Below are 26,955 nucleotides of genomic sequence, written 5' to 3'. Positions count from 1 at the left end.
GCCCGGCCCCTGGTGGGGGCCGGGCCGTCGCCGTACCTCGTTGCCTCGTGCCTCGTGGCCCTTGCTCAGCCCTTGCCGGTCTTCCCGGCCCCGGCCGGGGAGTCCGTGGCGGTGTCCGTCGTGGCGCCCTCGCCGGACTTCCCACCGGACGTGCCCGCCGCCTTCGCGTCGGTCTTGGTCTCCGCCTTCGCGTCGGACCCGGTGGCCGCCTTCACGTCCGCCTTCGCGTCCGTCTTCCCCTCCACGTCGCCGTCCGCCTTCGCCTCCAGGTCGGGCTCCACGATCTCCTCGCGCCCGGGCCGGAGCCGCGACGAGATGACGATGTAGAGAACCGCGAGCAGGAAGACGAACGCCGCCGTCCAGACGTTCAGCCGGAGGCCCAGGATGTGGTGCGCCTCGTCGACGCGCATGTACTCGATCCAGGCGCGCCCCACGCAGTACGCCGCGACGTACAGGGCGAAGACCCTGCCGTGACCGAGCTTGAAGCGGCGGTCGGCCCAGACGACGAAGAGCGCGACGGCGACACACCACAGCGACTCGTAGAGGAAGGTCGGGTGGTAGAGACCGGCTTCCCGGTTCGGGCCCGCGCTGATCTTCAGTGCCCACGGCAGATCCGTCGGCTTCCCGTAGAGCTCCTGGTTGAACCAGTTGCCCCAGCGGCCGATGGCCTGCGCGAGGACGATCCCGGGGGCGATGGCGTCCGCGTACGCCGGGAGGGGGATCCCCCGGCGGCGGCAGCCGATCCAGGCACCGACCGCGCCCAGCGCGATCGCGCCCCAGATCCCGAGGCCGCCCTCCCAGATCTTGAAGGCGTCGACCCAGTTCTCTCCCTCGCTGAAGTAGAGCTGGTAGTCGGTGATCACGTGGTAGAGACGGCCGCCGACGAGTCCGAAGGGCACCGCCCAGACGGCGATGTCGGCCACCGTGCCGACCTTTCCGCCCCGGGCGACCCAGCGCTTGCCGCCGTACCAGACGCCGACGAAGACACCGATGATGATGCAGAACGCATAGCCGCGCAGCGGTAGTGGTCCGAGATGGAGCACTCCGGTCGACGGGCTGGGAATGTAGGCAAGGTCCATGGCAGAACCGACGGTACAGTGCCGGGCGGGAGCTGCGGCAACCCGCCCGGCATCCGGATGTCCCTCCCGGCCGACTTTTTTTCCCTCGGGGCGCGGTCGGCGCCGGCCCGGGGACCCGCCCCCCGATGTGCCCGGCCCTGATGTGCCGGGGCCCGGCCGTGTCCCACCCGGCCGCTCACCGGGCGCCGTCCCCGGTCTCAGGCGGCGGGCTGCTCCCCGGGCCGGGCCTCGGGCACCGTCGCCGAGTGCGCCGCCGGCTCCGGGGCGCCCGGAGAGTCCGAGGCGTCCGATGCGGACTCCGAAGCCGGTGCCTCGTCGGGGCCCAGCCGGTCCCGCTCCGGGGCGCCCGCCGGGATCGAGGACGGCGCCGTGGGCGTGGCCGTGCCCGGCTTCTTGCCCTTGTTGGCCTCCTTGACCCACTTCTTCAGATTCTCCGGGGTGATGTCCTCGCTCCCCTTCTTCGGGAAGACCGCCTCACCGTTGAGCAGCACGGCCGGTGTCCCGGAGAAACCGCCCGTGCGGAACGCCTCGGCGGCCTTTTCCACCCACTGGTCGTGCCCGCCCTTCTCCACGCACTCCCGGAAGCCGGGCGCCGACTCCAGACCGGGCACCTTGCCCGCCAGCTCCAGCAGCTTGTCGTTGCTCGCGAAGGCGTCGTCCGTCTCCAGCGGCTGGTTCGCGTAGAGAACGTCGTGGTACGGGGCGAACTTGCCGGCGTCCTGCGCGCACGCGGCGGCGTTGGCCGCGCGCAGCGAGCCCGTGCCGCCCATGTTGCCGTCGATGATCGTCGCGAGGTGGTACTCGACCTTCAGCCCGCCCGACCGCTCCAGCTCGTGGACCACCCGCCGGAAGCCGTTCTCGAACTGGGCGCAGGCCGGACAGCGGAAGTCCTCGTACACCGTGAGGGTGGACGGCGCATCCGTCGCCCCCACGGGGATCGCCAGGTCGTCCTTGCCGTTCACGCCGGACGGCGCGCTCGCCGCGCCCGCCGCTTCCATCTCCCTGTCCTTCTTCACGTTCGCCGCGATCACACCGACGACACCGACCATGCCGAGCACGCCGGCCACGGTCGCCGCCATGATCAGCGTGCGCCTGCGCTTCTCCCGCGCCCGGTCCGCCACGCGTTCCTGCTGGAGCCGCTCTCTCGCGCTCCTCTTTGCCTCACGGTTCTTCTCGCTCACGCCCACAGCAACGAACCGGGGAGGTGCCTCCGCACCTCCCCGGTCCCACTTCCACCCGTACGGGTGACCCTGCCGCCCGATGTTCCCGGGTGTCCGGGGTCAGCGCTTGCGGACGCCCTCGGCCAGCTCAGCGGCGAGTTCGCGCACCGCGACCAGCCCCGCCGCCGGGTCGGGGGCGTCCAGCATCCGCTTGACGAACGCGGAGCCGACGATCACCCCGTCCGCGAACCCGGCGACCTCCGCGGCGTGCTCGGCGTTGGACACCCCGAGTCCCACGCAGACCGGCAGGTCGGTGGTGGCGCGGGTCCGCTCCACCAGGTTCCGGGCCTCCAGGCCCACGGAGGTCCGCGTCCCGGTGACGCCCATCAGCGAGGCCGCGTAGACGAAGCCGCTGCCGGCCGCGGTGATCGTGGCCAGCCGCGCGTCCTTGCTGCTGGGCGCCACCACGAAGACGGTCGCCAGACCGTGCTTGCCGGCGTGTTCGCGCCATACGGCGGACTCCTGGACGGGCAGGTCGGGCAGGATGCACCCGGCGCCGCCCGCCTCGGCCAGCTCGGCGGTGAACCGCTCGACGCCGTACCGGTCGATCGGGTTCCAGTACGTCATCACCAGCACCGGCTTGCCGGTCGCCTCGTACGCCTCACGGACCGTGCGCATCACGTCGGCGATCTTCACGCCGCCGCGCAGCGCGATGTCGTCGGCGGTCTGGATGACGGGGCCGTCGAGCACGGGGTCGCTGTGGGGCAGCCCGACCTCGACGATGTCGGCGCCGCCGTCGAAGACCGCCTTCACGGCGGCGATGCCGCCGTCCACGGTGGGGAAGCCCGCCGGGAGGTAGGCGATCAGCGCGGCCCGGTTCTCGGCCCTGGCGCCCGCGAGGGTGTCGCTCAGCAGCCCGATGTTCCCGCTCACTTGGCGTCCTCCCCGTTGCCGTTACCGGTGCCGTTGCCGTTACCGGTGCCATTGCTCGTGCCGGTGCCGTTGCCGCTGTCCTGGTCGTACAGCCCGAAGTACGTGGCGGCGGTGTCCATGTCCTTGTCGCCGCGCCCGGAGAGGTTGACGACGATCAGGCCGTCCTTCCCCAGCTCACGCCCCAGCTCCAGCGCCCCGGCCAGCGCGTGCGCGCTCTCGATCGCCGGGATGATGCCCTCGGTGCGCGAGAGCAGCAGCAGCGCCCGCATCGCGTCGTCGTCGGTCACAGCCCGGTACTCGCCGCGCCCGCTGTCCTTGAGGTACGCGTGCTCCGGTCCGATGCCCGGGTAGTCGAGCCCGGCGGAGATCGAGTACGGCTCGGTGATCTGGCCCTCCTCGTCCTGGAGGACGTACGAGCGCGAACCGTGCAGGACGCCGGGCTCGCCCGCCGTCAGGGTGGCGGCGTGCTCGCCGGTCTCGACACCGTGCCCGGCGGGCTCGCACCCCACCAGGCGGACGCCCGCGTCGGGGATGAACGCGTGGAAGAGGCCGATCGCGTTCGAACCGCCGCCCACGCACGCCACGGCGGCGTCGGGCAGCCGTCCGGCGCGCTCCAGGATCTGGCGGCGGGCCTCGACACCGATGACGCGGTGGAAGTCGCGGACCATCGCGGGGAAGGGGTGCGGGCCCGCGACCGTGCCGAACAGGTAGTGCGTACGGTCGACATTGGCGACCCAGTCGCGGAACGCCTCGTTGATGGCGTCCTTCAGCGTCCGGCTGCCGGACTTCACCGGGATGACCTCGGCGCCCAGCATCCGCATCCTGGCCACGTTCAGGGCTTGGCGCTGCGTGTCGATCTCGCCCATGTAGATGGTGCATTCGAGGCCGAACAGCGCGCACGCGGTCGCGGTGGCGACCCCGTGCTGTCCGGCGCCGGTCTCGGCGATGACCCGGGTCTTGCCCATCCGCCGGGTCAGCAGGGCCTGGCCGAGCACGTTGTTGATCTTGTGTGAACCGGTGTGGTTCAGGTCCTCGCGCTTGAGGAAGATCCGCGCGCCGCCTGCGTGCTCGGCGAACCGGGGGACGTCGGTCAGCGCGCTGGGCCGGCCGGTGTAGTTGGCCAGGAGGTCGCCCAGCTCGGCGACGAAGGCGGGGTCGGCCTTCGCCTTCTCGTACTCGACGGCGACCTCGTCGACGGCGGCGACGAGCGCCTCGGGGATGAACTTGCCGCCGAAGGCACCGAAGTACCCCTCGGCGCTGGGGACCTGACCCTCGGGGTCGGGAATGAAGAACGATGAATCGGACACGCGGGAACTCCTCGGAACAGCGGACGGAGGGCACCGTGGTGCGCCGGGCAGGCGTCATCGCCGCGGGAAGGAGCGTCCGCCTGGACGCGTGGGGCGCGTGCGATCACCTGCTCCGGCGCGGACCGCGCCGAGACCCACCCGGACCTTCCGGTCGACGGATGACCCGGACCTGCCGGTCACGGGCGACCCGCACCTACCGGTCGGCGGGTGCGGGGGTCGGGGGCGCGGTGGTGCGACGCCATCGCATTCCGTTGACCTGGCCGGGCTCGTCACCGATCACGTACCGCACGCGCCGTCCGTGCACCCGCCGGGCCGGCGCGCGGCAGCCCCGCGGACGGCACCCGCGCGCGAGCGGCGCGTGGGCGTCCGGCGTCGGGACCGCGGAGCGGACGGCGGCGGGCATGGCGGGGTCAGTCCCTCCCGTGCCGCAGCGCGGGGTGCGCGCCCGCGGCGACCAGGTCCGCGACCGCGGACTTCGGGTCACGGCCGGTGACCAGGGACTCGCCGACGAGTACGGCGTCGGCCCCGGCGTTGGCGTACGCGATCAGGTCGTGCGGCCCGCGCACCCCCGACTCGGCGATCTTCAGGATGCCGGCCGGGATCTCCGGGGCGACCCGCTCGAACGTGGAGCGGTCGACCTTGAGGGTCTTCAGGTCGCGTGCGTTGACGCCGATGACCTTCGCCCCGGCGTCCACGGCGCGCTCGGTCTCCTCCTCGTCGTGGACCTCCACGATCGGGGTGAGCCCGATGGACACGGCCCGCTCGATCAGCGAGACGAGCGCCGGCTGTTCGAGCGCGGCGACGATCAGCAGCGCCAGGTCGGCGCCGTGCGCGCGCGCTTCCCAGAGCTGGTACGAGGTGACGATGAAGTCCTTGCGCAGGACCGGGATGTCGACCCGGGCGCGGACCGCCTCCAGGTCGGCCAGCGAACCGCCGAAGCGGCGCTGCTCGGTCAGCACGGAGATGACGGCGGCGCCGCCCGCCTCGTAGTCGGCGGCGAGGCCGGCGGGGTCGGCGATCGCGGCGAGCGCGCCCTTGGAGGGGCTGGAGCGCTTGACCTCGCAGATGACCTGGACACCCTCACCGCTCAGCGCGGCGAGGCCGTCCTTCGCCTGGGGCGCCTTGGCCGCGCGCTCCTTGAGCTCGTCGAGGCCGACACGCGCCTGCCGCTCTGCGAGGTCGGCGCGTACGCCGTCGATGATCTCGTCGAGCACACTCACGCGAGCGGCCCCCTTCCGGGACGGGTGCGGTTCAGTTCGGATCGTACCGACGGCGGCCGGAGCTGCCATCGGGCGCTGTTCGGCCATGTCGTGGGGTCCGACCCTCCCGATGCTAGCCGGAAGTGGCCGAAGGGCCCGCATCCGGTCGGCCGAGCGTGCCGCTCCCGGGGCCCATCATGGCGCGAGCCAGGAGCCGAAAGGCATGTTTCTGATGACGCTGAAGGCCATGAGGACGGCACCGAGCGTCCACCACCACAGGGGGCGCTGGGTGATGCGCAGGGGGAGCCCTTTTCCGGCTCTTACCACCCAGATCACCCACACGACCGCGAAGATCACGTAGCCCACGAGGGCCAGCGCGTTGTCGCCGAACGCGGTCAGCGGGTCGCCCTGGGCCAGGGCGTGGGCGCCGCGCAGGCCGCCGCAGCCGGGGCAGTAGAGACCGGTGAGGCTGTAGAGCGGGCAGGGCGGGTAGTGGCCGGATTCATTCGGGTCGACCAGGCCGACGTATGTGAACGCGGCGGCGACCCCCGCGAGGGCGGCGAGCGGCGGCAGCAGCCGCCTGACCCGGGACGCCGACTGCGGCACCTCGTACGGCGCGGGCGCCCCGTACGGCGCGGGCGGCGGCTGCCGTGGGCCGGCCGGCGGCGGCGCGGTGGGCGGGTGCGGGGCGTTCGGCGCGTGGTCCACGCGGTGATTGTCCCCTCTCCCCACGGAAAGACGCAGCCCGGCCTCGCCGGACTGCGCCGTGTGCGGCGGACCACCGGGGAACCGCCGTGTCCCCGCGATACAGCGCGATACAGGAATACCGGGGGATACCGGGGATACGGAGATACGGGGATCAGACGGTCTGGGCCTGCGCCTGTCCCGCGAGCGGCGCGGCGGCCTCGTGCCGCTCGTGCTGGTGGGCGTCGGCCTGGCCGAGGATCTGCGCCCGGACGTCCTCGGAGCGCAGGTTGACCTGCTTGTTCGCCGCCGCGTTACGGGCAGCGGCCAGCTCCGGCGACTCCTTCGGCATGCCCATGCCCGCCGCCCGCATCGCCATGCCGACGACCCAGCCGAGCAGGACGACGGCGAGGCCGCCGTAGAACGCGAGGAAGTTGACCGCCACCATGCCGACTCCCGAGATGCAGAAGCCGATGAAGGCGATGGTGACGCCGGTCCAGGCCGCCGGGGTGTGTCCGTGGCTGCTGCCCGCCATGAGTTGCTCCTCGTTGCTGTTGCGCCGGATGCGCTGGGGGTGGGTCGGATGCGCTGGGTGAGCCGGACGCTCAGCGCATATTCTCCCGCATGCGCGGGCCGGACGGCTTCGGGGGGTCGCCCGGTGTGAGTCAGCTCTCGCGCGTGGGATCCTCGCCGCGGTCCAGGGCCTTCCAGAGGTCCTCGGGCCGGTCGGGGTCCACCACCGGCGCCTTGCGCGCGCCGCGGCCGCCGCCCGGCCCGGCCGTGGCGGCCTGGCCGGGCCGCTCGTACCGGCCGGACATCGCGGGCCAGCGGCGGCCGTACACGACGGCGAGCACGCCCGCGAGGAGGATCAGCGCGCCGCCCGCCGTGGTCACGTAGGGCCAGGCGGTGTGGCTCAGCCCGGAGACCGTGGCGGCGGTGTCGCCGGTGGTCTGCGCGGCCTTCTCGTCCAGCGCCCCGCGGTCGGAGGCTCCGAGGAACGCGGCGACCGCCGCCCCCGTGCCGCTCAGGGCGAGCAGCGCGGCGACCAGCCGCCGCCCGGCCCCCCGGACGGCGAAGACGGCGACGAGCGCGGCGAGGCCGACGATCGCGAGGGCGGCGGGCACGCCGGTGATGTCACGGCCGTCGGCGTCGAGCGGCAGCGAACCGCCGCCGACGGCCGCCGCGCCCTCGGCCCAGGTCTGGCCGGAGGCGATCAGCACCACGGCGGCGCCGAGCGCGCCGAGGAGCAGGGCCGCGCCGAGACTGCGGCGGCTGCCGCGGGAGTCGGCGGCCGCGGAGCCTGCGGAGGTACGGGGCTGGGGTACGGGTACGGCACTCACGTACCCCACTATCCCCTACCGCCGCAAACCCCCCGGAGCCCGGGGGCCCGCCGCAGCGCTCCCCGGGCGTCTCACCCCGCCACAAGCCGCTCGCTCACGCGCCGCTCACTCATACGCCACTCTCACGCACGGCTCGCTCACGCGCCGCTCAGCCGGTTCGCGGTGTGGACGGCCCGGAGCACCGCCGCCGCCTTGTTGCGGCACTCGGTGTCCTCCGAGACGGGGTCGGAGTCCGCGACGACGCCCGCGCCCGCCTGGACGAAGGCCGTACCGTCGCGCAGCAGCGCCGTACGGATGGCGATGGCCGTGTCCGAGTCCCCGGCGAAGTCGAGATAGCCGACGCACCCGCCGTACAGCCCCCGCCGGGTGGGCTCCAGCTCGTCGATGATCTGCATGGCACGCGGCTTGGGCGCGCCGGAGAGGGTGCCCGCCGGGAAGCAGGCGGTCAGCACGTCGAAGGCGGTACGGCTCTTGGCGACCCGGCCCGTCACGGTGGAGACGATGTGCATGACGTGGGAGTACCGCTCGACCGACATGAAGTCGACGACCTCGACGCTGCCCGGCTCGCAGACCCGGCCGAGGTCGTTGCGGCCGAGGTCGACGAGCATCAGGTGCTCGGCGCGCTCCTTGGGGTCGGCGAGGAGTTCGTCGGCGAGCGCCTGGTCCTCCTGCGGGGTGGCACCGCGCGGCCGGGTGCCGGCGATGGGGTGGACCATCGCGTGGCCGTCCTCCACCTTGACGAGCGCCTCCGGGCTGGAGCCGACGACGTCGAAGCCGGTCCCGCCCTCCTCGGTGGCGGGGAAGCGGAAGAGGTACATGTACGGGCTCGGGTTGGTGGCCCGCAGCACCCGGTACACGTCGAGCGCGCTCGCGGTGACGGGCGTCTCGAACCGCTGGGAGGGGACGACCTGGAAGGCCTCGCCCGCCCTGATCCGCTCCTTGATGTCCTCGACGGCGTCCTGGTAGGCGGGGCCGCCCCACAGCGCCGAGTACGCGGGCAGTTCGGAGGCGGGCAGTTCGACGGGGGGCGAGTGGACCGGCCGGTCGAGATCGGCGGCCATCGCGTCGAGCCGGGCGACGGCGTCCGCGTACGCCTCGTCCACGCCGGTGTCGAGATCGTTGTGGTTGATCGCGTTGGCGATCAGCAGGACGGAGCCGTCCCAGTGGTCGAGGACGGCGAGGTCCGAGGTGAGCAGCATGGTCAGCTCGGGGATGCGCAGGTCGTCGCGGGCGTGGTCGCCGATCTTCTCCAGCCGGCGGACGATGTCGTACCCGAGGTAGCCGACCATGCCGCCGGTGAAGGGCGGCATGCCGGAGGCGAGGTCGCGGGGGGTGTGGAGGGTCTCGACGGTGGCGCGCAGGGCGGCCAGCGGGTCACCGTCGACGGGGACGCCGACCGGCGGCGTACCCAGCCAGTGCGTCCGCCCGTCGCGCTCGGTGAGGGTGCCGGCCGACCGTACCCCGATGAACGAGTAGCGGGACCAGGAGCGGCCGTTCTCGGCGGACTCCAGCAGGAAGGTGCCGGCGCGTTCGCCGGTGAGCTTGCGGTACAGGCCGACCGGGGTGTCGCCGTCCGCGAGGAGGCGCCGACTGACGGGGATGACGCGGCGGTCCACCGCCAGCTTGCGGAAGGTCTCAAGGTCCATGGCGGCTGACCCTACTCGGTGTGGGTACGGGGGCGTAGGGTGCGCGACGGGCGCACGGGGGGTGCGGTGAGCGGGTCCGGCCGCCGGGCGGACGGCGCTGCCGCCCGAGGCGTGTCGCGGAAGGCCGCGGACTCACTCGCCCAGGGGCAGGACGTCCGCGTCGAAGCAGGTGCGCGCGCCGGTGTGGCAGGCGGCGCCGACCTGGTCGACCTGGACGAGGACGGTGTCCGCGTCGCAGTCCAGGGCGACGGACTTCACGTGCTGGACGTGGCCGGAGGTGTCCCCCTTCACCCAGTACTCCCGGCGGCTGCGGGACCAGTAGGTGCAGCGGCCGGTGGTCAGGGTGCGGTGCAGGGCCTCGTCGTCCATCCAGCCGAGCATCAGCACCTCGCCGGTGTCGTACTGCTGGGCGATCGCCGGGACCAACCCGTCGGCGCTGCGCTTGAGACGGTCGGCGATGGCGGGGTCGAGCCCTCCGGTGGGGGACGGGTCCCCGGTCGTGCTGGTCATAGGGCCATTGTGCCGCGCCCGCCTGGTTCCCCGGGTGGGGCGTCCACTGGGCGGACGCGTTCCGGCCGCCGTACGCTGGACACATGTCGACCCATGCAAAGCGTGAACGACTTCTGCTCGCCGACCTGTTGGAGGCGGCGGGCCCCGATGCCCCGACGCTCTGCGACGGCTGGCTGACCCGGGATCTCGCGGCCCACGTGGTGGTGCGCGAACGCCGCCCGGACGCCGCGGCCGGGATGATGCTGACGGCGCTCAACGACCGTCTTGAGCGGGTGCAGGCCGAGTATGTCGCGAAGCCGTACGAGGAGCTGATCCAGCTCATCAGGACGGGGCCGCCGAAGATGTCGCCGTACGGCATCAAGCAGCTCGACGAGGTGGCGAACACGGTGGAGTTCTACATCCACACGGAGGACGTCCGGCGGGCGCAGCCCGACTGGACACCGCGGGAGGTGGACCGCGTCTTCGCCGACACCCTGTGGTCGAGGCTGGAGAAGGGCGGCCGGCTGATGGGCCGCAAGTCCCCGGTGGGTCTGGTGCTGCGCCGCCCGGACGGCCAGACGGCGGTGGCGCACCGGGGCACCCCGGTGGTGACGGCGACGGGCGAGCCGGGCGAGCTGCTGCTGTTCCTGTCGGGGCGGCAGGAGGCGGCCCGGGTGGAGCTGGAGGGCGAGAAGGAGGCGATCGACCGGGTGCGGGGCGCGAAGCTGGGGCTCGCGTAAGAAGCCTCGCGTAAGAAGCCTCGGGTGAGAAGCCTCGCTTGAGGAGCCGGGCGTCACGGAGCGGGAGGGGCCGCCGGACCGGACCGGTCCGGTGAGTTCCCCGGAGAGGCGCGGACCGGCGGCGCCCGTTGCGCGCCCGGTCACCGTGTCCGGGGGATCACCGTGTCCAGTAGGAGATGTTGCGGAAGCGGGCCTCGGCGCGGCCGGATCCGTGGTGGTAGACGCCGTTCTTGAAGTAGCGGGTGGCGGGTCCCCGGTCGGCGACGGTCAGGACGAGCGAGTCGTCGAAGTAGACCTTGATGGTGCCGGTGCCCGAACTCGCGGCGTGGGCGATCTTCACGTTGAACCAGGTGTTGTACGCGCCCGTCCTGAGCACCGTGCCGTCGTAGCGCCGTACGGTGCCGCCGTTGGCATTGAAGACGTTGAGCATGATGTCCGTGGCGGGGGTGCCCGCGGGGTGGACGCCCCGGAGGATCTGCACGAACGAGGCCCCGTCGGTGCCGGACGGGAGATAGACGTCGGCGTCCCACATGTGGTCGCCCGTGGAGTAGTCGCCCTTCCAGCGCATCTCGGTGCGCGGGTCGGTGGTGCTGCCCTCCTGGAACGGCTCGTCGGTGGCGTACACCCACATCCGGTGGACGCCGCCGCTGTAGCTGTGCCGGTCGGCGAGATCGAGGTTCCAGGGCTTCTGCCAGCTGTACGTGAACGCCGTCGGCGTCCATCCGTCGGTGGGGTCGGCCGCCGTGACAGCGCCGGCGGGCAGGGCCGGCGGCAGGGCGAGCGCGGCGCCGCCGGCCAGCAGGCCGGCCCCGGCCCGTAAGACGTTTCTCCGGTTCATCAGGTGCCCTTTCCGGTGAGGGAGTGGGTCGGTCGGGACGGGTCCCGTGGGGAGCCGCCCGTGATGTCGTACGAGGAACGCGAGGGGCAGGCAACACCAATACATCGGAGGAGTCAAGAGCTGCAGAAGGGTTGCTCCATCCGGCTGCGACGGCCATATCCGACCGATGATCGCCGATTTATGGCCCGAATCCGCCACCTTCACCATCATTGACAGGTGCACGTAACGCACCTAGGTTCGCCGACACACCCGATGTATCGAGGGGATGCGTCGAGGCGACCTGCGGGCAATTTCGGCAGCCTGTCAGATTCTGGAGGACGATGATGAAGGCGCGGCATGCGCTGAGGGCCCCGCCGTAGCTGCTGCGGCGGGGCCCTCGGCGCGTACCCGGACGGGCCGGGCGCGGGTGTCGCGGTGTCACCGCACCGGTCGGCCCGCCCGCCGCAGTGCGTCCTTGACCTCGCCGATGCGCAGATCGCCGAAGTGGAAGACCGACGCCGCCAGTACGGCGTCGGCGCCCGCCTCGACCGCCGGGGCGAAGTGGGCGAGTTCCCCCGCGCCGCCCGAGGCGATGACCGGGACGGTGACGTGCGCGCGTACGGCCGCGATCATCTCGGTGTCGTAGCCGTCCTTGGTGCCGTCGGCGTCCATCGAGTTGAGCAGGATCTCGCCCGCGCCCAGCTCCGCCGCCTCGTGGGCCCACTCGACGGCGTCCAGGCCCGTGCCCCTGCGGCCGCCGTGGGTCGTGACCTCGAAGGATCCCGACGGGGTGCGGCGCGCGTCGACCGACAGCACGAGGACCTGGCGTCCGAAACGCTCGGCGATCTCCCGGATCAGCTCGGGGCGCGCGATGGCCGCCGTGTTGACGCCGACCTTGTCCGCGCCCGCCCGCAGCAGCTTGTCGACGTCCTCGGCGGTCCGTACGCCGCCGCCGACCGTGAGCGGGATGAAGACCTGCTCCGCCGTGCGGCGCACCACGTCGTAGGTCGTCTCGCGGTCGCCCGACGAGGCGGTGATGTCGAGGAAGGTCAGCTCGTCGGCGCCCTCGGCGTCGTACAGCCGGGCCATTTCGACCGGGTCGCCCGCGTCGCGCAGGTTCTGGAAGTTGACGCCCTTGACGACCCGGCCCTGGTCGACGTCGAGGCAGGGGATCACCCGTACGGCCAGGGTCATGCGGCACCTCCGCGCTCGCCGGGTCCGCGGTACGCCTCGACCTCGACCTCCACCACCAGGCTCGGGTCGATCAGTCCCGCCACCACGAGCATGGAGGCGGCGGGGCGCGCCGCGTCGAAGAGTTCCTTGTGGGCGCGGCCGACCTCGTCCGCGTCCCGTACGTGGGTGAGGTACATCCGGGTCCGTACGACGTGCTCGGCGCCGAGCCCCAGTTCCTTCAGCGCCCCGAGTGCCACGCCGAACGCGGTGACGGTCTGCTCGTACGGGCCGCCCTCCGCGATCCGGCCGTCGACCACCGACGTGCAGCCGGAGACCAGGACGAGCCCGTTCGGCAGCTCCACCGCGCGGGAGTAGCCGAAGGTCTCCTCCCAGGGGCCGCCGGAGGAGATCCTCCGTACGGCCGCGGGGTCGCCGCTCATCCGGACACCGCCGCGAGCGCCTCTTCCAGGGTGAACGCCTCGGCGTACAGGGCCTTGCCGACGATCGCCCCCTCGACGCCCTCGGGCACCAGCGTGGCGATGGCGCGCAGGTCGTCGAGGGAGGAGACGCCGCCGGAGGCGACGACGGGCTTGTCGGTCGCGGCGCAGACGTTCTTCAGCAGCTCCAGGTTGGGGCCCTGGAGGGTGCCGTCCTTGGCGATGTCGGTGACGACGTACCGCGCGCACCCCTCGGAGTCCAGCCGGGCCAGCGTCTCGTAGAGGTCGCCGCCGTCACGGGTCCAGCCGCGGCCGCGCAGGGTCGTACCGCGGACGTCGAGACCGACCGCGATCTTGTCGCCGTGCTCGGCGATGATCCGGGCGACCCACTCCGGGGTCTCCAGCGCGGCGGTGCCGAGGTTGACGCGGGTGCAGCCGGTGGCGAGGGCCGCGGCGAGCGAGGCGTCGTCGCGGATGCCGCCGGACAGTTCGACCTTGATGTCCATGGCGTCGGCGACCTCGGCGATCAGCTTCCGGTTGTCACCGGTGCCGAAGGCCGCGTCGAGGTCGACGAGGTGCAGCCACTCGGCGCCGGCGCGCTGCCAGGTGAGGGCGGCTTCGAGCGGGGAACCGTACGAGGTCTCCGAACCGGACTCGCCGTGGACGAGCCGTACGGCCTGGCCGTCGCGGACGTCGACGGCGGGGAGGAGTTCCAGCTTCGGGAGCCGCGGCACATCGGACTTCGGCGCGTTCGGTACAGAAGACATTCAGAGGGTTCCGATCCAGTTGGTCAGCAACTCGGCGCCGGCGTCGCCGGACTTCTCGGGGTGGAACTGGGTGGCCCATAGGGCGCCGTTCTCCACGGCCGCCACGAACGGCTCGCCGTGGGTGGCCCAGGTGACGCGGGGGGCGCGGATCTTGGCGTTGGTCACTTCCAGGCTCCACTCCCGCGCGGCGTACGAGTGCACGAAGTAGAACCGGGCGTCGGGGTCGAGCCCGGCGAACAGCCGGCTGTCGTCCGGCGCCTCGACGGTGTTCCATCCCATGTGCGGGACGACGGGCGCCCGGAGCGGCCCGACGGTGCCCGGCCACTCGCCGAGCCCCTCGCTCTCCACGCCGTGCTCGATGCCGCGGTCGAAGAGGATCTGCATGCCGACGCAGATCCCCATGACGGGACGGCCGCCGGCCAGCCTGCGGCCGATGATCCAGTCGCCGCGCGCGGCGGTGAGCCCCTTCATGCAGGCGGAGAAGGCGCCGACGCCGGGGACGAGCAGCCCGTCGGCGTTCATCGCCCGGTCGAAGTCGCGGGTGATCTCCACGTCGGCCCCGGCGCGGGCGAGGGCGCGCTCGGCCGAGCGGACGTTGCCGAACCCGTAGTCGAAGACCACCACGCTCTTGTTGTCGGTCATCCCCAGAGTCCTTGGATCCGCAGGACGCCCGCCACCAGGCAGAGCACGGAGCAGAGTCCCAGCAGCACGATCACGCCCATGGGCAGCTTCTGCTTGTGGAAGGAGTACACACCGCCGGCGAGGAAGAGCCCCACGACGATCAGGATGGTCGACAGACCGGTCACAGCGCGCCCTTGGTCGAAGGAAGGATTCCGGCGGCGCGCGGGTCGCGCTCGGAGGCGTACCGCAGGGCGCGGGCGAGCGCCTTGAACTGGCACTCCACGATGTGGTGCGCGTTGCGCCCGTACGGGACGTGGACATGCAGGGCGATCTGGGCCTGGGCGACGAAGGACTCCAGGATGTGCCGGGTCATCGTCGTGTCGTACGCGCCGATCATCGGCGCCATCGTCTCGGGCTCGGTGTGCACGAGGTACGGGCGGCCCGAGAGGTCGACGGTGACCTGGGCGAGCGACTCGTCCAGCGGCACCGTGCAGTTGCCGAAGCGGTAGATGCCGACCTTGTCGCCGAGGGCCTGCTTGAAGGCGGCGCCGAGCGCGAGGGCGGTGTCCTCGATGGTGTGGTGCGAGTCGATGTGGAGGTCGCCCTCGGTCTTCACCGTGAGGTCGAACAGGCCGTGCCGGCCGAGCTGGTCGAGCATGTGGTCGTAGAAGCCGACCCCGGTCGACACATCGACCTTTCCGCTGCCGTCGAGATCTATCTCGACGACGACGGAGGTCTCCTTCGTCGTGCGTTCCACGCGGCCGATGCGGCTCATGCGCTCTGCTCCTTCTTGAGATCACGTACCGCGTCGAGGAACGCGTCGTTCTCGGACGGAGTGCCCGCGGTCACCCGCAGCCAGCCCGGTACGCCGTTGTCACGGATGAGGACCCCCCGGTCGAGGATCTGCCGCCACGCCGTGTGGGAGTCCTCGAAGCGGCCGAACTGGACGAAGTTCGCGTCCGATTCGGTGACGTCGAACCCGATGGCCCGCAACTCCCCGACCAGCCGGTCCCGCTCGGACTTGAGCGTCTCGACGTACCCGAGCAGCGTATCGGTGTGCTCCAGCGCGGCGAGCGCGGTGGCCTGGGTGACGGCGGAGAGGTGGTACGGCAGGCGCACCAGCTGGACGGCGTCGACCACGGCGGGGTGCGCGGCGAGGTAGCCGAGGCGCAGTCCGGCCGCGCCGAACGCCTTGGACATCGTGCGGGAGACGACGAGGAGCGGGCGGCCCTCGATCAGGGGCAGCAGGGAGGGGCGGTGGCTGAACTCGACGTACGCCTCGTCGACGACGACCAGCGTCGGGCGGACCGCCTGGGCGGCCTCGTACAGCGCGAGGACGGCGTCGGCGCCGACCGCGGTGCCCGTGGGGTTGTTGGGCGAGGTGACGAAGACGACGTCGGGCCGGTGCGCGGTGATCGCCTCGCGCGCCGCGGCGACGTCGATGGTGAAGTCCTCGTTGCGCGGCCCGGAGATCCAGCCGGTGCCGGTGCCCCGCGCGATGAGTCCGTGCATGGAGTACGAGGGCTCGAAGCCGATGGCGGTACGGCCGGGTCCGCCGAAGGTCTGCAGGAGCTGCTGGATGACCTCGTTGGAGCCGTTGGCGGCCCAGACCTGCGCGGCGGTCAGCGGGGGCACCGCGGTGCCCGCAAGGCCGGTGCGGGTGAGGTAGTCGGCGAGCCGCGTGCGCAGTTCGACGGCGTCCCGGTCGGGGTAGCGGTTGAGGCCGCGGGCCGCCTCGCGGACCCGCTCGGCGATCCGCTCGACCAGCGGCTCGGGGAGCGGGTACGGGTTCTCGTTGGTGTTGAGCTGTACGGGGACGTCGAGCTGGGGCGCGCCGTAGGGGGACTTGCCGCGCAGCTCGTCCCGTACGGGCAGGTCGTCGATCCCGAGCGGCCGGGGCGGCGGCTCGGGTGTCTGGGTGGTGCTCACTTGCCGGGTACCTTCCATCCGAACCTTGCCTTGAGCGCCGCGCCGTGCGCGGGCAGATCCTCCGCCTCCGCGAGCGTCACCACATGGTGGGCGACCTCGGCGAGGGCGTCCTCGCTGTAGTCGACGATGTGGATGCCGCGCAGGAAGGACTGGACGGACAGGCCCGAGGAGTGGCAGGCGCAGCCGCCGGTCGGCAGGACGTGGTTGGAGCCCGCGCAGTAGTCGCCGAGGGAGACGGGCGCGTACGGGCCCACGAAGATCGCGCCCGCGTTGCGCACGCGCCCGGCCAGGGCGGCGGCGTCGGCGGTCTGGATCTCCAGGTGTTCGGCGCCGTACGCGTCCACGACGCGCAGGCCGTCCTCGACGGAGTCGACGAGCACGACGGCCGACTGGCGTCCGGTGAGCGCGGGCCGTACCCGGTCCTCGACGTGCTTGGTCGCCGCGACCTGCGGCTCCAGCTCCTTCTCCACGGCGTCGGCCAGCTCGGCGGAGGCGGTGACGAGGACGGCGGCGGCGAGCGGGTCGTGCTCGGCCTGGCTGATCAGGTCGGCGGCGACGTGCACCGGGTCGGCGGTGTCGTCCGCGAGGATGGCGATCTCGGTGGGACCGGCCTCGGCGTCGATGCCGATCCGGCCGGTGAAGTAGCGCTTGGCGGCGGCGACCCAGATGTTGCCGGGTCCGGTGACCATGTTCGCCGGCGGGCAGCCGTCGGGGCCCGTCGTGCCGTACGCGAACATCGCGACGGCGGAGGCGCCGCCCGCCGCGTACACCTCGTCGATGCCGAGCAGCGCGCAGGCGGCCAGGATCGTCGGGTGGGGCAGGCCGCCGAACTCCTTCTGCGCGGGGGAGGCCAGCGCGATGGACGGGACGCCCGCCTCCTGCGCCGGCACCACGTTCATGATCACGGAGGAGGGGTAGACGGACCGGCCGCCGGGCGCGTAGAGGCCCACGCGCTCCACCGGGACCCACTTCTCGGTGACGGTGCCGCCGGGCACGACCTGGGTGGTGTGCGCGGTGCGGCGCTGCGCGCGGTGGACCAGGCGGGCGCGCCGGATCGACTCCTCCAGCGCGGCCCGTACGGCGGGGTCGAGCGCCGCCAGGGCATCGGCGAGGGCGGCGGCGGGCACCCGTACGCGCTCCAGCTCGACCCCGTCGAACTTCGCCGCGGACTCGATCAGCGCCGCCGTGCCCCGATGGCGGACGTCCTCGCAGAGGGGCCGCACCTTCTCCAGGGCGGCCGCCACGTCGAACTCGGCTCGGGGCAGCAGGTCACGCAGAGCCACACCCTCGGGGAGGGTGTCGCCGCGCAGATCGATTCGTGAGATCACGGGGTCAATTCTCGCAGACCGGATCAGGCCGCCGGACGTCCGTATCACTGGCTGATACATGTCTCGGACACCACTCCTCACTACTAGTGTTCAGTCCGTCACCGATCGGGGCACAACGAGGGTAAGGACCGTTTCGCCCAACTGGTCTGTACACCCCTCTGTACATCGCTCCAGACCTCACGTTTTGCATCGATCCACACCATCGGACAGCACCGCACAGCAGCGTTCATCGCTCCACACATCCATGATCGGCAATCACACCCTGTAACCAACGGGGAAGCGGAGGAGCGGCCGTGACCGAGCCGCAGTACAACGAATCTCCGGACTGGCTCAGTGCGGCGGAAGTCGGCATGTGGCAGTCGTTCCGCAACGGCAGCACGTACGACCTGAGCACTCCGGACCCACTCCTGAACGATCCCTTCTCACCCCGCCCCTGGGGCACGGAGCGCAGTGTGCGCGCCCGGGTGATCGCCCTGCTCCTGCTCAACGGGCCGGCGGCGCTGCCCGGCCGGGTCGCCGCGCTCAAGCTGCGGGGCGTCCAGATCACCGGGACGCTCAATCTCGCGGGCGGCACGGTCGCCCCGTACCTGGAGCTGGACCGGTGCCGGTTCGAGAACGAGGTGATCCTGCCCGAGTCGCACTTCACCACGCTGCGGATGGTGGAGTGCGCGATCCCCCGGCTGGAGGCCGCGCGCCTGCGCACCCAGGGCGATCTGCACCTGCCGCGCTGCCGGGTGGAGCGGGGGATCCGGCTGACCGACGCGCAGATCGGCACGGACCTGCTGATCAGCGAGATCGACGTGGGGCCCGACCGGCTCGGCCGGGCGATCGCCGCCGACGGGCTGTCCGTCGCGCAGGACTTCACCGCCGATCAGATCGAGACGTACGGCGAGGTCAGTCTGCGCGGCGCGAAGATCGGCGTGTCGCTGAGCCTGCGCGGCAGCCGGCTGCGCGCCGCGGAGGAGCGGCGGGCGCTCAACGCCCCGCAGCTCACGGTGGAGCGGTCGCTGTACATGGCGAGTGCGTGGATCGCCGACACCACCGATGTCCCCGGCGTGCCGGACGTCGCACTGGTGACGCCCCCGTACGGCGTCGGCCCGACCGCCACGCCGCTGCTGGGCACGCGATTACAGCGCTTCGAGTGCCGCGGCGGGGTCCGGCTCGACGACGGGAGGTTCGGGGACGCGCTGGACGTGGACGGCGCGCGGTTCTTCCTGGCCCCGACGGAGGAGCTGTCGCTGCGCCGGATCAGCACACCGGAGCTGCGGTTCAAGTGCGAGCGCGTGGAGGAGGGCCGGGTCGTGCTGAACGGCGCGCGGATCGTCACGCTCGTCGACATGTCGACGAGCTGGCCGGGTCCCGGCGGTCTCGCCATGGGCGGCTTCGTCTACGAGAACCTCGTGCCGTTCGGCCACTTCCCGCTGCTGCGGCGGCTGGAGTGGCTGTCGGCGGCGACCCCGGAGTACTCCCCGGAGCCGTACGAGCGGCTCGCGCAGGTGCTGCGGAACAGCGGCGAGGACGCGGACGCGCGCGAGGTGCTGCTGGCGAAGCAGCGGCGGCGCCGCGAGACGCTGCCGCTGGCGGCGAAGCTGTGGGGCTACCTCCAGGACTGGACGGTGGCGTACGGCTACCGCCCCGGCCGGGCGGCGCTGTGGATGGCGCTGCTGTGGGGCGCGGGCACGATCGCCTTCGCCCGCAACCCGCCGCCGCCGCTGCGGGCGGACGAGCACCCGATGTGGAATCCGGCGCTCTACGCGCTGGACCTGCTCATCCCGGTGATCGACCTGGGCCAGGACGGGTACTGGCTCCCGCAGGGCACCTGGCAGTGGACGGCGGCCGGGCTGGTGGTGCTGGGCTGGATCCTGGCGACCACGGTGGCCACGGGCGCCACGCGGGTCCTGCGAAGGGGCTGAGCGCCTGCCGAGTGGCCTCCGGCGACACGGGGGCCACCGGGGTGGCGGAGGCCATCGTCGTCACGGAGGCCAGCGGGGTGGCGGAGGCCATCGTCGTCACGGAGGCCACGTGGGTCACGGAGACAACCCGGGTCGTCGGCGCCACCCGGAGCGCGGGCGCCACCCACGCCACCCTCGTCACAGAGGCCACCCGGGTCACCGGCGCCTCCGGAGCCGGGGGTCTCCCCCACAACCGGCGGGCACCACCTCGGTTTCTTTACGTTCCCTTGACCTCCGCCAGGACAACCTTTCCCCCGCCACCAAAGCTTCACAGGAACCCTCTGGCGCCCCCGTCACCTGCGGTTTTCAATGGTCCGCACCATGTCATTGCTTCGCGCCCTGATCAGCACCGCGCGTATGGTCCGGCACACTCCGCAGCTCGCCGCCGGGCTGCCGCCGGACCACGAGGTGCTGCTCGACGCCCCCGACGACCGGCTCGGACCCGCGCTGGTCTCCGCCGCGCTCGGGGAGTACGAGCAGGCGGCGAAGGTGCTCGCGGCGACGCGGGAGACCGCCGCGTGGGAGGACCGGGACCGCTACGTCATGCGGCTGGCCGCGTTCGCGCACGGCCGGGACGGCTGGCTCGCCGCCTGGCTGCACGCCGCGCCGCACGATCCGGACGCCCTGCTCGTACGGGCCGAACTGGCCGTGCGCCGGGCCTGGGACTCGCCGGCCCGCGCCGAGCTGCTGCGCGAGACGGGGCCGCTGATCGACGCCGCCGCGGACGGCGATCCGCGCGACCCGGTGCCGTGGCGCGTGGCGCTGGACCACGCGCGGGGGACCCACGCCCCGCACACCGCGTTCGAGGCGCTGTGGGCGCAGGCCGTCCGCCGCAGCCCGCACCACTACGGCTGCCATGTCGCCGCCCTCCAGTACCTCTCGGCCCACTGGTACGGCTCGCACCAGGAGTGCTTCGACTTCGCCGAGAACGCGGCTCGGGACGCGCTGCCCGGATCGCTGGTACGGGCGCTTCCGGTGCGCGCGGCCTTCAGCCGGCTGCTGAGCGGCACGCCGGGCGCCGTCCACGGGGACCGGATCGACACCGCCGCCGATCTCGCGATCACGGTCTCCGCCCGGTACGAGGCGGGCGACCCCTGGCCGGCCGAGGTGCGCAACCTCCTCGCGTACGTACTCGTGGAGCGGGGGCGGTGGGCGGCGGCGCTGGAGCAGTTCCGGCTGATCGGGCCGTACGCGACGTCCTTCCCGTGGACGAGTTTCACCGACGATCCGCTCGGCCTGTTCCTCGAAACACGGGACGGCGTACGGATCCAGGTGGCCTCGACCATGCCTTTGCGCAACCGGGCCGACCGCGGAGGGTCCCACGGCCATTACGCTTGACCGTTGTGACCACCGCACGCCTCCCTCTCTTCCCGCTGAACGCGGTGCTGTTCCCGGGCCTCGTCCTGCCGCTGAACGTCTTCGAGGAGCGGTATCGCGCGATCATGCGTGAGCTGCTGAAGACGGACGACTCCGAGCCGCGCCTGTTCGCCGTGGTCGCCATCCGCGACGGGCACGAAGCGGCGGTGACCGCCCCGGGGATGCCGGAGGGGACGTCGCCGCCCGAGCGCGGTCCCGCCGACGGCTTCGGCCCCGATCCGCTCGACGCCTTCCACCGGGTCGGCTGTGTCGCGGACGCGGCGACGATCCGGGAGCGCCCCGACGGCACCTTCGAGGTGGTCGCCACCGGCACCACCCGGGTCAGGCTGCTCTCCGTCGAGGCGAACGGCCCGTATCTCACGGCGGAGCTGGAAGAGCTGCCCGAGGAGCCAGGGGACGGCGCGGCACCGCTCGCCGAAGGGGTCCTGCGGGCCTTCCAGAGCTACCAGAAGCGGCTGGCCGGGGCGCGCGAGCGCTCGCTCTCCCGGATCGAGGACCTGCCGGACGAGCCGTCGGTGGTGTCGTACCTGGTGGCCGCGGCGGCCGTGCTCGACGTCCCGGCGAAGCAGCGGCTGCTGGAGGCGCCGGACATCGGGGCCCGGCTGCGCGAGGAGCTGAAGCTGCTGCGGTCGGAGACCGCGGTGATCCGGCATCTTCCCTCGCTGCCCGCCGTGGTGCTGACGCAGGGGCCGACCCACCTCAACTGACCCGCCGGCCGCACCGCGCCGGAGCCGGCAGGCCGCACCCGTCCCAGGGGATCCGCACATGGCGAAGAACATGGCGAGGAATATGGCGAAGAAGTCCAGGAAACAGCAGCAGTCCGGCGGGACCCCCGCCACGGTCGCGCTGACGGCGGCGGGCACCGCGTACACCCTGCACGCGTACGAGCACGATCCCGCCTCCCCGTCCTACGGCGAGGAGGCCGCGCGGGCGCTGGGTGTCTCCCCCGACCGGGTCTTCAAAACGCTCGTCGCGGACGTGGACGGCGAACTCACCGTCGCCGTCGTCCCCGTCGCCGGTTCCCTGGACCTCAAGGCCCTCGCGGCGGCCGTCGGCGGCAAGCGCGCCGCCCTGGCCGACCCGGCGGCGGCCGAGCGGACGACGGGGTACGTACGGGGCGGCATCTCCCCGCTGGGCCAGCGCAAGCGGCTCCGTACGGTCCTGGACGCCTCGGCCGGGGCGCATCCGACCGTGTGCGTCTCGGCGGGCCGGCGCGGCCTGGAGGTCGAACTGGCCCCGGGGGACCTGGCGGTGCTCACCGCGGCGGTCGTGGCTCCGATCGGCCGCGGCTGAGGTTCACGCCCGGGACCCGCGTCCGAGGCTCACGCGCCTCACTTCTCCGAGGCGCCCCACGACGGGTTCTCGGCCGGGTTCTCGGACGGGTTCTCGTCGCCCCGCTGCGGCGCGGCCCCGTACGGGGTGTGCCACTCCCACTCCGGTTCCGGGTCGCGCGGGCCGAACAGGCCGGTCAGCGCGAGGTGCACCACCATCGCGGCGATCGGCCACGCCAGCAGCGCGCCCTTCGCCTGGAGTTCGAGCGGCGCCTCGAAGGTGACGCCCTTGCCGACCTGCTTGGCGTGCGCCACGACGTCCGACGTCGGCCCGAGCGACGCGCCGAACTTCCACGCCACCACCGAGCCCAGCAGCCCGCCCAGCGCCAGCCCCACGACCAGCGCGATTCCGCCGCGCCGGTGGAAGAGGAAGACCAGGCCCGCGGCGACCGCGCCGAAGGCGAGCGCCAGCAGGAGGAACGTGCCGTCGGCGGCGATGGCCTCCTCGCCCTCCGTGTCCTTGAGGTAGACGGCCGTGGCGTTCGAGACCAGCGGAACGCGCGGCGCCAGCCACACCCACAGCAGCCCCAGCAGCAGACCCGACACCGTGAGGACGGCCAGCACCACCGCCGCCTGCCGCATCTCGGTCTTCATGTCGGGCCCCTTCTCCGCGTCGGCCGCGGAATCGGGCGAGACCCCGGCCGGCGGTGTCTGCCAGGGATCGTCGTGCTGCGGCTGATGGGGAGGCGTCAGAGGTGCGGTCACGGAGCCATCGTGCCAGGCCCCGGCGGTGGGCGCCGCATCGGACCGGTGCGGGGGGCCGCTCACCGGACACCGGGCGCCGCCGCTCAGCGGACCGCGGCCCGCCGGTACGCCCAGGTCGCCACGGCCAGCGAGACGACCCCGACAGCCGCGCAGACCCCCAGGTCGAACGCGACGGCCGGCCAGTCGGGATGCGTGTCGAACGTACGGGCCAGCGCCTCCACCCCGTACGTGGACGGCAGGAGGTCGCGCGCGTACCCGATCGGCCCCGGCAGCCGGTCCGCGGGCAGCACGCCGAGCAGCAGCGCCGCGGACATGCCGAGCTGGCCCATCAGGGTGGCCAGTTCCTGACGGGGCGCCAGCAGGCCGAGCGCCGCGCCGAGCCCCGCGAGGGCCGCCCCGGAGAGCGGGATGACCGCGGCGAGCACCCACAGGTGGGTGAGCGGAAGCTGGAAGAGCACGCTGCCGGTGACGGCCGTGACCGCCGTGCCGGGCACGGTGAACGAGGCGTACGCGCCGGCCGCGCCCAGCACCACCGCGGCGGGCGGCACGGGCAGCGTGGCGTAGTGGTCCAGGCCGCCGCTCGCCCGCAACTGGCCGAAGTACTGGGCGAGCAGGTTGAGCGCCACGAACGCGACGACGAGGACGCTGGACCCGGCGACGACCGCCCGCGCCTCGGAGCCGCCGTCCACGACGCCCCGCATCAGGATCATGATCCCGACGGACTGGAACGTCGCCACGAAGAGCAGCGGGATCCTGGCGACCCGGGCCCGGGAGAGCTGGGCGCGGTAGACCGCGGCGAGCGAGGGCAGCAGCCGCGCCCGGGGCGCGAGGGGTGCGGGCGCGGGTGCCCCCCCGGCCGCCCCGGCGGGGGTGTCCTTCGCCGTCCGGATCCTCCCGGACACGGCCTCCGCAGGCACGATGCTCACCTGGTGCTGCTCCTGTTCGGTACGTTCGGGACCGCTCGTCGCGGACCGTGGGCCTGCCCTGCGGGTGACGGCCCCCGGGCGGCCTCGCGTCGCGTCACCGGGCCCCACCCTGTCACGGGGCGCGTCGGCGCGGGGCGGGTCCCGTACATGCCCCCGGCGCTCATGCGTTCACCCGCGCTCATGCCTTCACCAGCCCCTGCGCGCGGCCGCCGAGCGCCAGATAGACGTCCTCCAGGCTCGGTGTCGCCAGCGTGAAGTCGTCCAGCGCCGCGAAGGCCGCGCCGCCGGTCACCGCGGCGACGGCGGCCCGCGCCTCGTCCGGCGCGAGCCGGAGCACCCAGCGCCGCCCGGACTCCTGGGCGGAGCCGCGCAGCGCGGCGACCTCGGGCACGTCGAGCGGGGCGCGCTCCCGCCACACCAGCTCGACGCGGACCTCCCCGGCGACCTGCTCCTTCAGCCCCGAGGGGGTGTCACAGGCGATGACCTTGCCGCGCTCCAGCACGGCGACGCGGTCCAGCACCGTCTCGGCCTCGATGACGTTGTGGGTGACGAGCAGGACCGTCACCCCGTGCTCGGTGCGCCGCCGGTCCACGGCGGCCCACACCGCGCGCCGCGCGACGGGGTCCATCCCGGTGGTCGGCTCGTCCAGCACGAGTACGGGCCGCTCCCCCACCAGCGCGGCGGCGAGGCACGCGAGGCGCCGCTGCCCGCCGGAGAGCTTCTTCAGCGCCCGCCCGGCGATCTCGGTGAGCCCCAGCTCCGCGAGGACCTCGTCCCGCTCGGCCCGTGCCGCCTTCAGCGTGAGCCCGCGCAGCCGCCCCGTGGTCTCGGCGGCGAGCGCGACGGTCAGTTCGTCCAGCGCGGTCGACTCCTGGCCGAGATAGCCGATCAGCCGCGAGGCCCGCTCGGGATGGCGCACGAGATCGTGTCCGAGGACCTCGACGGCGCCGGAGTCGGGCCGCATGAGTCCGGTGATCTGCCGTACGAGCGTGGACTTGCCGGCGCCGTTCGGCCCGAGCAGACCGAACAGCTCACCGCGCCGCACATCGAGCGAAATCCCGTCCGTGGCACGCACCTCGGGCGTCCCGGGGGCCCCACGGCCGCCGCGCGCGGCGGGGTACGTCTTGACCAAGTCGCGCACCACGCACACCGTACTCACGAGAAACGACCATACGGGGTGGGCCCGGAGCGGTTTTTTTCGGGTCTCGGATCGTCACGCCGATTCGGCGGCCCTGACGTCGATCTCGCGCCAGAAGCCCGCCCGGATCGCGTACCGGTCGTGTTCGTCGATCTGGTCGTCCTTGTGGGCCAGCAGCCCGAAGCGCGCGGCGTACCGCAGCAGTTCGCCGTCGATGCGGTGCGGGACGCGGGGGTACATCACGGAGAGCTTCTGTACGTGGCCGCTCTCCGGCAGGCGTTCCATCCAGCGGCGGGCGAAGACCTGGCCCACCTCGAACGGGTCGCCGCCGACCGTCGTGATGTCCTCCTCCCGGTCCGCCCACCGCTGCTCCGCGCTGGTGAGCTGCGCCAGGGTGGGCAGGGAGGCGGTCTCGGGCGGCTCGCCCGACGGGCCGCTCCCCGGGCGTTCCACCCAGCCCTTGTCGGAGGACCAGCGGAGCGTCGCGCCCGCGGCGTGCTGGGGCTGCGCCGGGGCGGGCCCGCGGTCGGGGCCGGGGGCGCGCAGGCCCGCCAGGTCCTTGGGGGTGGGGACGGCCTTGCCGGGCGGCGGCGCGGGGTGCGGCTCCGGGCCGCGGGCGGCGGGCTCCGGGGCCGAGCCGTTGCGGCCCGGGGGCGCCTGGACCGGTGCCTGGGCCTCCGCCGCGCGCTCCGCCGAGGCCGCGAGCGCGGACTCGGGCAGCGGCGCCGAGAGGATCGCCGCGATCTCCGGGCGCGGCGCCGGGGCGGGTGCGCAGACGCCACCGAGGTCCTTGGCGCGTACGGCCTTGGTGATCCAGGCGCGGTCCAGCACGCGGCGCTCGTCCGCCTCCGCGACCAGGTCCTCGGACTGGTTGTAGTCGCCGTCGGCGGCCTGGACCGCCCAGAGGTGGACGGCGACGCCGTGTTCCTTGGCCGACATCAGGCCGGGAAGCAGATCACCGTCGCCCGTGACCAGCACCACGTCGGAACAGGCGCGATTTCTGGCCAGTTCGGTGAGTTCTGCATGCATCGCCGCGTCGACGCCTTTCTGCGCCCAGCGGCCGTCGCTTCGCGTGAGGGCGCCGAGGCGGACCGTGACGCGCGGCATCACGCGCAGCCTCCGGTGCTCGGGCTGCGGGACCCGGTCGGGGGCGCCGTCGAACCAGTAGATACGGAGCAGCGGCTGCTCCGTATCGGCCTCGGCGCGCTCCCTGAGGCCCTGAATCAGGGCGGAGTGGTCGACGGTGATCCGGGATCGGGCCGGCTCGCCGGCCAGCAGGCTCGCGGCGGCGCCCAGCAGGTAGCCGGCGTCCACCAGGACGACGCAGCGGTCCACGCGTTCCACCCTCTTTCGGGAACCTCGGGGTCGGGGTATCGGGAGTTACTGCGAGTTTGCTTCGAGTCTGCCCGACAGCAAGAGGCTTAACGTCCGGAACTCGATCATCGGCGTGGCGGATCGGCGACGGATCACCGGTGAAGCGGTCGTGGGCCGGCCCCTCCGTCGCTCCGGAACGGTCCCGGGGCGACGGCGGGGCAGGGCTACTGGGTACCACTACACACCGCAATGATCCAAAATGCGGCGTTTCGCGCCCTATGTGAGCCTGAACGAAGCCCCTGGTCCTCAAAGAACCGCAGGAGGCAGTGCCATGGCCAAGAACAAGAACCGGGATCGCGGCAACAAACAGCACGCCCGCTCGGAGTCGGAGCGCGGCACGCAGGAGTCGAGGTCCTCGTCGATGGAGGACGCGTCCGACCAGGTGGAACAGAGGATCACGCCGTCGGACGTCGCCCACAAGCGGCAGAAGCGCTTCGGCCACAACTGACACCCGTACGAGGTAGTACGCGCAGGGGCGCGCCCGGAGAACCGGGCGCGCCCCT

The 26,955-nt window shown here is 72.9% G+C and carries 29 protein-coding genes and 1 pseudogene; 6 read left to right on the top strand and 24 right to left on the bottom strand.

The features are described 5' to 3' along the window. Positions 1-65: 65 nt before the first annotated feature. The 11 genes and pseudogenes from lgt to hisI form a co-directional block, all read right to left on the bottom strand. On the bottom strand, positions 66-1,079 hold the full coding sequence (lgt, locus tag ACFXKG_RS25835; RefSeq protein WP_384843568.1) for a prolipoprotein diacylglyceryl transferase: 1,014 nt from the start codon (positions 1,077-1,079) through the stop codon (positions 66-68). Between the two features lie 197 nt (positions 1,080-1,276). Further along, a complete protein-coding gene (locus tag ACFXKG_RS25830) occupies positions 1,277-2,260 on the bottom strand; it encodes a DsbA family protein (RefSeq protein ID WP_384843564.1) in 984 nt (327 codons plus the stop codon). A 99-nt stretch (positions 2,261-2,359) separates the two neighbouring features. Beyond that, positions 2,360-3,172 (bottom strand): tryptophan synthase subunit alpha, encoded by an 813-nt coding sequence (gene trpA / locus ACFXKG_RS25825; protein ID WP_384843561.1) that lies wholly within the window; start codon positions 3,170-3,172, stop codon positions 2,360-2,362. After that, positions 3,169-4,479, bottom strand: coding sequence for a tryptophan synthase subunit beta (gene trpB, locus ACFXKG_RS25820; RefSeq protein WP_384843558.1), 1,311 nt, complete (start codon positions 4,477-4,479; stop codon positions 3,169-3,171). Before trpB ends, trpA begins: the two co-directional genes overlap by 4 nt. Before the next feature lie 193 nt (positions 4,480-4,672). Further along, positions 4,673-4,882, bottom strand: coding sequence for a tryptophan biosynthesis modulator TrpM (gene trpM / locus ACFXKG_RS25815; protein WP_384843555.1), 210 nt, complete (start codon positions 4,880-4,882; stop codon positions 4,673-4,675). Between the two features lie 7 nt (positions 4,883-4,889). Next, positions 4,890-5,699, bottom strand: a complete 810-nt coding sequence (trpC, locus tag ACFXKG_RS25810) for an indole-3-glycerol phosphate synthase TrpC (protein WP_365806538.1) — start codon at positions 5,697-5,699, stop codon at positions 4,890-4,892. A gap of 174 nt (positions 5,700-5,873) precedes the next feature. Continuing rightward, positions 5,874-6,386 carry a DUF2752 domain-containing protein gene (locus tag ACFXKG_RS25805; RefSeq protein WP_384843552.1) on the bottom strand — a complete coding sequence of 171 codons (513 nt, stop codon included), beginning with the start codon at positions 6,384-6,386 and terminating at the stop codon, positions 5,874-5,876. Positions 6,387-6,657: 271 nt separating this feature from the next. After that, positions 6,658-6,897, bottom strand: a pseudogene (locus ACFXKG_RS25800) (HGxxPAAW family protein); the annotation flags it as partial. Between the two features lie 130 nt (positions 6,898-7,027). Continuing rightward, positions 7,028-7,711, bottom strand: a complete 684-nt coding sequence (locus ACFXKG_RS25795; protein ID WP_384843549.1) for a TIGR02234 family membrane protein — start codon at positions 7,709-7,711, stop codon at positions 7,028-7,030. Positions 7,712-7,839: 128 nt separating this feature from the next. Then, positions 7,840-9,348 carry an anthranilate synthase component I gene (locus tag ACFXKG_RS25790; RefSeq protein WP_384843546.1) on the bottom strand — a complete coding sequence of 503 codons (1,509 nt, stop codon included), beginning with the start codon at positions 9,346-9,348 and terminating at the stop codon, positions 7,840-7,842. Between the two features lie 132 nt (positions 9,349-9,480). Further along, on the bottom strand, positions 9,481-9,858 hold the full coding sequence (gene hisI, locus ACFXKG_RS25785; protein ID WP_384843543.1) for a phosphoribosyl-AMP cyclohydrolase: 378 nt from the start codon (positions 9,856-9,858) through the stop codon (positions 9,481-9,483). An 83-nt stretch (positions 9,859-9,941) separates the two neighbouring features. On the opposite strand from hisI, the gene ACFXKG_RS25780 reads away from it, so the two are divergent. Then, a complete protein-coding gene (locus tag ACFXKG_RS25780) occupies positions 9,942-10,577 on the top strand; it encodes a TIGR03085 family metal-binding protein (RefSeq protein ID WP_384843540.1) in 636 nt (211 codons plus the stop codon). A gap of 157 nt (positions 10,578-10,734) precedes the next feature. Here the strand turns inward: ACFXKG_RS25780 and ACFXKG_RS25775 are convergent, their stop codons facing one another. From ACFXKG_RS25775 to hisD, 9 genes are all read right to left on the bottom strand, one after another. Continuing rightward, positions 10,735-11,415 carry a polysaccharide lyase family 7 protein gene (locus ACFXKG_RS25775; protein WP_384843537.1) on the bottom strand — a complete coding sequence of 227 codons (681 nt, stop codon included), beginning with the start codon at positions 11,413-11,415 and terminating at the stop codon, positions 10,735-10,737. Positions 11,416-11,832: 417 nt separating this feature from the next. Then, complete coding sequence (gene hisF, locus ACFXKG_RS25770; protein WP_384843535.1) at positions 11,833-12,588, bottom strand: imidazole glycerol phosphate synthase subunit HisF; 756 nt, start codon at positions 12,586-12,588, stop codon at positions 11,833-11,835. Continuing rightward, a complete protein-coding gene (locus ACFXKG_RS25765; protein ID WP_384843532.1) occupies positions 12,585-13,007 on the bottom strand; it encodes a RidA family protein in 423 nt (140 codons plus the stop codon). The genes hisF and ACFXKG_RS25765 overlap by 4 nt, the downstream gene beginning before the upstream one ends. Further along, on the bottom strand, positions 13,004-13,771 hold the full coding sequence (gene priA / locus ACFXKG_RS25760) for a bifunctional 1-(5-phosphoribosyl)-5-((5-phosphoribosylamino)methylideneamino)imidazole-4-carboxamide isomerase/phosphoribosylanthranilate isomerase PriA (protein WP_365806553.1): 768 nt from the start codon (positions 13,769-13,771) through the stop codon (positions 13,004-13,006). Before priA ends, ACFXKG_RS25765 begins: the two co-directional genes overlap by 4 nt. Next, positions 13,772-14,413 (bottom strand): imidazole glycerol phosphate synthase subunit HisH, encoded by a 642-nt coding sequence (gene hisH, locus ACFXKG_RS25755; protein ID WP_384843529.1) that lies wholly within the window; start codon positions 14,411-14,413, stop codon positions 13,772-13,774. Continuing rightward, on the bottom strand, positions 14,410-14,577 hold the full coding sequence (locus tag ACFXKG_RS25750; protein ID WP_382897807.1) for a hypothetical protein: 168 nt from the start codon (positions 14,575-14,577) through the stop codon (positions 14,410-14,412). The genes hisH and ACFXKG_RS25750 overlap by 4 nt, the downstream gene beginning before the upstream one ends. Continuing rightward, complete coding sequence (hisB, locus tag ACFXKG_RS25745; protein WP_382897804.1) at positions 14,574-15,167, bottom strand: imidazoleglycerol-phosphate dehydratase HisB; 594 nt, start codon at positions 15,165-15,167, stop codon at positions 14,574-14,576. The genes ACFXKG_RS25750 and hisB overlap by 4 nt, the downstream gene beginning before the upstream one ends. Next, a complete protein-coding gene (locus ACFXKG_RS25740; protein ID WP_384843524.1) occupies positions 15,164-16,321 on the bottom strand; it encodes a histidinol-phosphate transaminase in 1,158 nt (385 codons plus the stop codon). Before ACFXKG_RS25740 ends, hisB begins: the two co-directional genes overlap by 4 nt. Further along, a complete protein-coding gene (gene hisD, locus ACFXKG_RS25735; RefSeq protein WP_384843521.1) occupies positions 16,318-17,649 on the bottom strand; it encodes a histidinol dehydrogenase in 1,332 nt (443 codons plus the stop codon). The genes ACFXKG_RS25740 and hisD overlap by 4 nt, the downstream gene beginning before the upstream one ends. A 293-nt stretch (positions 17,650-17,942) precedes the next feature. Between hisD and ACFXKG_RS25730 the strand changes: the two genes are divergently transcribed. The 4 genes from ACFXKG_RS25730 (at position 17,943) to ybaK (ending at position 22,271) form a co-directional block, all read left to right on the top strand. Continuing rightward, positions 17,943-19,562, top strand: a complete 1,620-nt coding sequence (locus ACFXKG_RS25730) for an oxidoreductase (RefSeq protein ID WP_384843518.1) — start codon at positions 17,943-17,945, stop codon at positions 19,560-19,562. A 348-nt stretch (positions 19,563-19,910) separates the two neighbouring features. Beyond that, the gene (locus ACFXKG_RS25725) at positions 19,911-20,939 is read left to right on the top strand and encodes a hypothetical protein (protein ID WP_384843515.1); all 1,029 of its coding nucleotides are present in this window, start codon (positions 19,911-19,913) and stop codon (positions 20,937-20,939) included. A gap of 5 nt (positions 20,940-20,944) precedes the next feature. Continuing rightward, a complete protein-coding gene (locus ACFXKG_RS25720) occupies positions 20,945-21,685 on the top strand; it encodes an LON peptidase substrate-binding domain-containing protein (protein ID WP_384843512.1) in 741 nt (246 codons plus the stop codon). Positions 21,686-21,767: 82 nt separating this feature from the next. Then, positions 21,768-22,271, top strand: a complete 504-nt coding sequence (ybaK, locus tag ACFXKG_RS25715) for a Cys-tRNA(Pro) deacylase (protein WP_384843598.1) — start codon at positions 21,768-21,770, stop codon at positions 22,269-22,271. A gap of 38 nt (positions 22,272-22,309) precedes the next feature. Here ybaK and ACFXKG_RS25710 read toward each other — a convergent pair whose 3' ends face one another. From ACFXKG_RS25710 to ACFXKG_RS25695, 4 genes are all read right to left on the bottom strand, one after another. Beyond that, positions 22,310-23,014: a DUF2567 domain-containing protein gene (locus ACFXKG_RS25710; RefSeq protein WP_384843509.1), complete on the bottom strand. Its 705-nt coding sequence runs from the start codon at positions 23,012-23,014 to the stop codon at positions 22,310-22,312. Positions 23,015-23,097: 83 nt separating this feature from the next. Then, on the bottom strand, positions 23,098-23,940 hold the full coding sequence (locus tag ACFXKG_RS25705) for an ABC transporter permease (RefSeq protein WP_384843507.1): 843 nt from the start codon (positions 23,938-23,940) through the stop codon (positions 23,098-23,100). A 178-nt stretch (positions 23,941-24,118) separates the two neighbouring features. Then, positions 24,119-25,090, bottom strand: a complete 972-nt coding sequence (locus ACFXKG_RS25700; protein WP_384843595.1) for an ABC transporter ATP-binding protein — start codon at positions 25,088-25,090, stop codon at positions 24,119-24,121. A 63-nt stretch (positions 25,091-25,153) separates the two neighbouring features. Further along, the gene (locus tag ACFXKG_RS25695) at positions 25,154-26,422 is read right to left on the bottom strand and encodes an NYN domain-containing protein (RefSeq protein WP_384843504.1); all 1,269 of its coding nucleotides are present in this window, start codon (positions 26,420-26,422) and stop codon (positions 25,154-25,156) included. Positions 26,423-26,723: 301 nt separating this feature from the next. On the opposite strand from ACFXKG_RS25695, the gene ACFXKG_RS25690 reads away from it, so the two are divergent. Next, positions 26,724-26,900, top strand: coding sequence for a hypothetical protein (locus tag ACFXKG_RS25690; protein WP_384843501.1), 177 nt, complete (start codon positions 26,724-26,726; stop codon positions 26,898-26,900). The last annotated feature ends 55 nt before the right edge of the window (positions 26,901-26,955 follow it).

This window comes from Streptomyces sp. NPDC059255 (genome assembly GCF_042752355.1).
Lineage (GTDB): Bacteria > Actinomycetota > Actinomycetes > Streptomycetales > Streptomycetaceae > Streptomyces.
Note: the sequence above shows the minus strand (reverse complement) of the source record. Positions and strands in the feature narration are given on the sequence as shown.

Coding starts and splice junctions, on each gene's coding strand:
- ACFXKG_RS25790 (WP_384843546.1), bottom strand. CDS start 9,348: ATGGACCTTGAGACCTTCCGCAAGCTGGCGGTGGACCGCCGCGTCATC.
- hisI (WP_384843543.1), bottom strand. CDS start 9,858: ATGACCAGCACGACCGGGGACCCGTCCCCCACCGGAGGGCTCGACCCC.
- priA (WP_365806553.1), bottom strand. CDS start 13,771: ATGTCTTCTGTACCGAACGCGCCGAAGTCCGATGTGCCGCGGCTCCCG.
- hisH (WP_384843529.1), bottom strand. CDS start 14,413: ATGACCGACAACAAGAGCGTGGTGGTCTTCGACTACGGGTTCGGCAAC.
- ybaK (WP_384843598.1), top strand. CDS start 21,768: ATGGCGAAGAAGTCCAGGAAACAGCAGCAGTCCGGCGGGACCCCCGCC.
- hisF (WP_384843535.1), bottom strand. CDS start 12,588: ATGACCCTGGCCGTACGGGTGATCCCCTGCCTCGACGTCGACCAGGGC.
- hisB (WP_382897804.1), bottom strand. CDS start 15,167: ATGAGCCGCATCGGCCGCGTGGAACGCACGACGAAGGAGACCTCCGTC.
- ACFXKG_RS25775 (WP_384843537.1), bottom strand. CDS start 11,415: ATGAACCGGAGAAACGTCTTACGGGCCGGGGCCGGCCTGCTGGCCGGC.
- ACFXKG_RS25725 (WP_384843515.1), top strand. CDS start 19,911: ATGGTCCGCACCATGTCATTGCTTCGCGCCCTGATCAGCACCGCGCGT.
- lgt (WP_384843568.1), bottom strand. CDS start 1,079: ATGGACCTTGCCTACATTCCCAGCCCGTCGACCGGAGTGCTCCATCTC.
- trpM (WP_384843555.1), bottom strand. CDS start 4,882: ATGCCCGCCGCCGTCCGCTCCGCGGTCCCGACGCCGGACGCCCACGCG.
- ACFXKG_RS25780 (WP_384843540.1), top strand. CDS start 9,942: ATGTCGACCCATGCAAAGCGTGAACGACTTCTGCTCGCCGACCTGTTG.
- ACFXKG_RS25765 (WP_384843532.1), bottom strand. CDS start 13,007: ATGAGCGGCGACCCCGCGGCCGTACGGAGGATCTCCTCCGGCGGCCCC.
- ACFXKG_RS25690 (WP_384843501.1), top strand. CDS start 26,724: ATGGCCAAGAACAAGAACCGGGATCGCGGCAACAAACAGCACGCCCGC.